Origin of the sequence: Catellatospora coxensis (genome assembly GCF_016862635.1) — a bacterium.
Lineage (GTDB): Bacteria > Actinomycetota > Actinomycetes > Mycobacteriales > Micromonosporaceae > Catellatospora > Catellatospora coxensis.
This window is the reverse complement of record NZ_BONI01000162.1, coordinates 1-5,050: the sequence shown is the minus strand read 5'-3', so window position 1 is coordinate 5,050 and position 5,050 is coordinate 1. Positions and strand designations below refer to the sequence as shown.

Genomic DNA, 5,050 nt, shown 5'->3' with positions numbered 1-5,050 from the left:
CCCGCATACACCGGGAACGCCTCATACAGGCCCAGGCCCATGCCCGCACGCTGCGCACCCTGACCCGTGAACAGCAGGCCCAACCGGCCCGGTGTCACCACGTCCTGCGCGACGTCGGGTGAGGGCGTGCCGGCTGCCAGGGCGGACAGGCCCGTCAGCAGGGTGTCGCGATCGGGTCCGGTCACCACGGCCCGGTGATCGAACCGTGCCCTGGCCGTGGCCAGCGTGAGGCCGACGTCCTGCGGGTCGAGGTCGGACACGGCCGCGTGCAGCCGTTCGGCCTGCTCGCGCAGCGCCTGCGGGTTCCGGGCACTGAGCAGCCACGGCACGACTGGCATCGCCACCGGCTCGACCGTGACCGGAGCGTCTACGTCGGATCGCGCATCGAACAGCCCGGCGACGTCGGAAGGAGCGGCGTCGTCGGAAGGAGCCGCTTCGGCGGCCGGGGCCTCCTCGATGATCACGTGGGCGTTGGTGCCGCTGATGCCGAACGAGGACACTCCGGCGCGGCGCGGTGTGTCCGCGCGCGGCCAGGGCCGCTGGTCGGTCAGCAGCTCGACCGCGCCCGAGGACCAGTCCACGTGCGGCGACGGCGCGTCCACGTGCAGCGTGCGCGGCAGCGCCTCGTGCGCCAGCGCCTGCACCATCTTGATCACACCGGCGACGCCGGCGGCCGCCTGGGTGTGTCCCAGGTTCGACTTGATCGAGCCGAGCCGCAGCGGCCGGTCCGCGGGCCGGTCCTGCCCGTACGTCGCCAGCAGCGCCTCGGCCTCGATCGGGTCGCCCAGCGTGGTGCCGGTGCCGTGCGCCTCGACCACGTCCACGTCGGCCGGGTCCAGCCGGGCGTTGACCAGCGCCTGCCGGATCACCCGCCGCTGCGACGGCCCGTTGGGCGCGGTGAGCCCGTTGGACGCGCCGTCCTGGTTGACCGCCGAGCCGCGCAGCAGCGCGAGCACCCGGTGGCCGTTGCGGCGGGCGTCGGACAGCCGCTCCAGCAGCAGCATGCCCGCGCCCTCGGACCAGCCGACGCCGTCGGCCGCGGCGGCGAACGACTTCGACCGCCCGTCCGGGGCGAGCCCGCGCTGGCGGCTGAACTCGACGAACGTGCCCGGCATCGACATCACCGTGACGCCGCCGGCCAGCGCCAGCGTGCAGTCGCCCGAGCGCAGCGCCCGTGCCGCCAGGTGCATCGCCACCAGCGACGACGAGCACGCGGTGTCGACGGTGACGGCCGGGCCGACCAGGCCCAGGTTGTACGCGACCCGGCCGGACGCGACGCTGCCCGCGCTGCCGGTGAGCAGGTATCCCTCGAACCCCTCCGGGATGTCGTGCAGCAGCCGCACGCCGTAGTCGGCGTACATCACACCCGCGAACACGCCGACCGGGGTCTCCTGCGCGGTCGCCGGGTCGATACCCGCCCGCTCGAACGCCTCCCACGAGATCTCCAGCAGCAGCCGCTGCTGCGGGTCGACGCCGAGCGCCTCCCGCGGCGACATGCCGAAGAACTCGGCGTCGAACGCGTCGGCGTCGTGCAGGAAGCCGCCCTCGCGGGAGTAGCTCTTGCCGGTCGCCTCCGGGTCCGGGTCGTACAGGTCGGCGGGCCAGCCCCGGTTCGCCGGGAACTCCGACACCGCGTCGACGCCGTCGGCGACGAGTCGCCACAGGTCCTCGGGCGTGCGCACCCCGCCCGGGTACCGGCAGGACATGCCGATGATCGCGATGGGCTCCTGGTCCTGCGCCTCCAGCTCCTGCAGCCGCTGGCGGGTCTGGTACAGCTCCGCCGTGACCTTCTTGAAGTATCCGAGCAGTTTCTCGTCCGCCATTGTCAGCTATCTCCCCAGCTCAGATCGCGATGCCGAACTCACGCCCGACGAAGTCGTAGAGCTCGTCGGCTGACGCGTCCCGCAGTTCCGAAGTCACGTCGGTGGTCGCCGCGGGGGTGTCCCACTGCGACAGCAGCTCCTGCAGGCGCACCTTCGCGCGTGCCCGGGCCAGGTCGTCGAGGTCGGCGGCGAGCGCCGTCTCCAGCCGGTCGAGTTCCTGGTGCACCAGCCGCTCCGGGTCGATGCCGGGGCCGGCCAGCGCCGCGCGCAGGTGCTCGGCGAGCGAGCCCGGCGTCGGGTGGTCGAACACCAGCGTCGCGGGCAGCCGCAGCCCGGTCAGGGTGTTGAGCCGGTTGCGCAGGTCCACCGCCGTGAGCGAATCGAAGCCCAGCTCCTTGAACGCCCGGTCGGGATCGACGGCGGCCCCGGCGGCGTGGCCGAGCACCGTGGCGACCTGCTTGCGGACCAGGTCGCCGAGCAGTTCCCGCTGCTCGGCCTCGCCGAGCCGGGCCAGGTCGTCGGCGAGGCCGGACATCCGCTGGCCGCTCGCCGCGGCGCGCTGCCCCGGGATCGGCACCAGGCCGCGGAGCAGGGCCGGCACGGCGTTGCCCGGGGCGCGCAGCACCCGCAGGTCCAGCCGCATCGGCAGCAGCCACGGGTCGGGCCGGCCGAGCGCCGCGTCGAGCAGCGCCAGGCCTTCCTGCTCGTCGAGCGCGGTCAGACCGGCCCGTGCCATGCGCTGGAAGTCGGCGTCGCCGAGGTGGCCGGTGATGCCGCTGCTCCGGGCCGCCCACAGGCCCCACGACAGCGCGGTCGCGGGCAGGCCCTGCTCGCGGCGGTGCAGCGCCAGCCCGTCGAGGAACGCGTTGGCGGCCGCGTAGTTGCCCTGGCCGGGCGCCCCGAACACGGCGGCCGCCGAGGAGAACAGCACGAACGCGTCGAGGTCGGCGCCCTGGGTCAGCTCGTGCAGGTGCCAGGAGCCGTCCACCTTGGGCCGCAGGACCCCGGCGAGCCGTTGCGGGTCCAGCGAACCGATGACGCCGTCGTCGGCGACACCGGCGGCGTGCACGACGGCGGTCAGCGGCCGCTCGGCCGGGATGCCGGCCAGCAGCCTGGCCAGCGCGTCCCGGTCGGCGGTGTCGCAGGCGGCCACGGTGACCCGCGCGCCGAGGGCGGTCAGCTCGTCGGACAGCTCCCCCGCGCCCGCGCCGGCCAGACCGCGCCGGCCGGCGAGCAGCAGGTGCCGCACGCCGTGCCGGGTGACCAGGTGGCGGGCCAGGATCGCGCCGAGGCCGCCGGTGCCGCCGGTGACCAGCACGGTGCCGCCGGTGCGCAGCGGCGCGCCGTCGCCGGTGGCCGGGCGCACCCGGGTGAGGCGGGGTGCGCGTACCCGGCCCTGCTGGATCGCGACCTGTGGTTCGCCGGTGGCCAGCGCCGCGGGCAGCAGGTCGACCGCGTCGTCCGCGCCGTCGAGGTCGGCCAGCAGGATCCGGTCCGGGTTCTCCGCCTGCGCGGAGCGCAGCAGCGCGGTGGCGGCGGCCAGGGCCAGGTCACCGCTTCCGGTGCCCGCGGCGAGCAGGCCGCGGGTGACCACGACCAGCCGGGACTGCACGAACCGCGGGTCGGCCAGCCAAACCTGGGCCAGTTCCAGCGCGGCCCGGGTGGCGGCGTGGACCTCGCCGATGACCCCGCCGTCGGTACGGTCGTCGGCGTCGGCGGGTTCGACCAGGCAGGTCAGCACCGTGTCCGGCACCGCCTCGCCCGCTGCGGCGAGCAGGTCGTCGAGTGTCGCGCCGTGCCGGGTGACGCCGAGCCGCGCGCCCAGGCGCAGGTCGTCGGAGCCGAGCACGGCCCAGCCGGTGCGGTCGCCCGCCGAGCCCGCGGGCACGGCGTCCCAGTCGACGGTGAACAGGGCGTCGCGGTGTGCGGAGCGGGCGGCCGGGAGCGCGTCGGCGGCGACGGTGCGCCACTGCAGCGAGCGGGCTGCCGCGACGGGCGCGCCGGTGCCGTCGGCGATCAGCACCGCGACCGTGTCCGGGCCCGTGGAGGTGAACCGGACCCGCAGGTCGGTCGCGCCGACCGCGTACACCGACACGCCGTTCCAGGCGAACGGCAGCGCCGGTTCGGCGTCGTCCAGGGCGCGGAGCATGAACGCGTGCAGCGTCGCGTCGAGCAGCGCGGGGTGCAGCCGGTAGCCGGCCGGGTCCAGGGACTCCGGCAGGGTGACCTCGGCATACACGTCGTCACCGCTGCGCCAGGCCCGGCGCAGGCCCTGGAAACCGGGGCCGTAGCCGTAGCCCTGCTCGGCCAGGCGGGCGTACGCGTCGTCGACGGGCAGCTCGTCCGCGCCGGGCGGCGGCCACGCCGTCAGGCCCTCCCCGGGATCGCCGGGCACGGCGGGTGCGACGAAGCCGGTCGCGTGGCGGGTCCAGTCGTCGCCGTCACCGGCGCGGGCGTACACGCTGACGGGACGGCGCCCGTCGTCGTCGGCCGCGCCCACCGCCACCTGCAACGTCACCGGCTCACCGGCCGCCAGCACCAGCGGCGCGGCGAGGGTCAGCTCGTCGAGCACGCCGCACCCGACCTGGTCACCGGCGCGAACAGCCAGCTCGACGAAGGCGGTGCCGGGCAGCAGCACCGTGCCCGTCACCCGGTGGTCGGCGAGCCAGGGCTGCCCGTACAGCGAGATCCGGCCGGTGAGCAGCGCGCCGTCGCCGCCGGCCAGCTCCACCGCCGCGCCGAGCAGCGGGTGCCCGGCGTCGTCGAGGCCGGTCGTGGCCAGGTCGGCGGCCGCGGCCGCGGTCATCCAGTACCGCTGCCGCTGGAACGGGTACGTCGGCAGGTCCGCCCAGGACGGCGAGCCGGCAACGTGTGGCCGGCCGGCGACCGCTCCCCTGGCGTGCAGGCGTGCCAGCGCGGTGGACAGCTCGCGTGCCTCGTCGCGGTCGCGCCGCAACAGGCCGACCGCTGCCACGCCCTCCGGCAGGAACACGGACGCCATCGCGGTGAGCACCGCGTCCGGCCCGATCTCCAGCAGCGTGGAGGCACCCTCGCGGACCAGTGTGCCGACCGCGTCGGCGAACAGCACCGGACGGCGCACATGGTCGACCCAGTAACCCGGACGGGACAGCTCATCGGCCCCCACCAGCCCACCTGTCACTGTGGACACGAACGCAAGCTTCGGCGGCTCGAACCGCAACCCCGACACGACCTGCTCGAACTCAGCC

Annotated in this window: 2 protein-coding genes; both read right to left on the bottom strand. The window is 75.5% G+C overall.

What is annotated here, in order from left to right:
- Positions 1-1,829 (bottom strand): type I polyketide synthase (locus Cco03nite_RS41610; RefSeq protein ID WP_444546538.1); only part of this gene is annotated, 1,829 nt, incomplete at its 3' end.
- 13 nt (positions 1,830-1,842) lie between these two features.
- Entirely contained in the window at positions 1,843-4,992 is a 3,150-nt protein-coding gene (locus tag Cco03nite_RS41605) for a type I polyketide synthase (protein ID WP_203699567.1), read from the bottom strand.
- Positions 4,993-5,050: the final 58 nt, after the last annotated feature.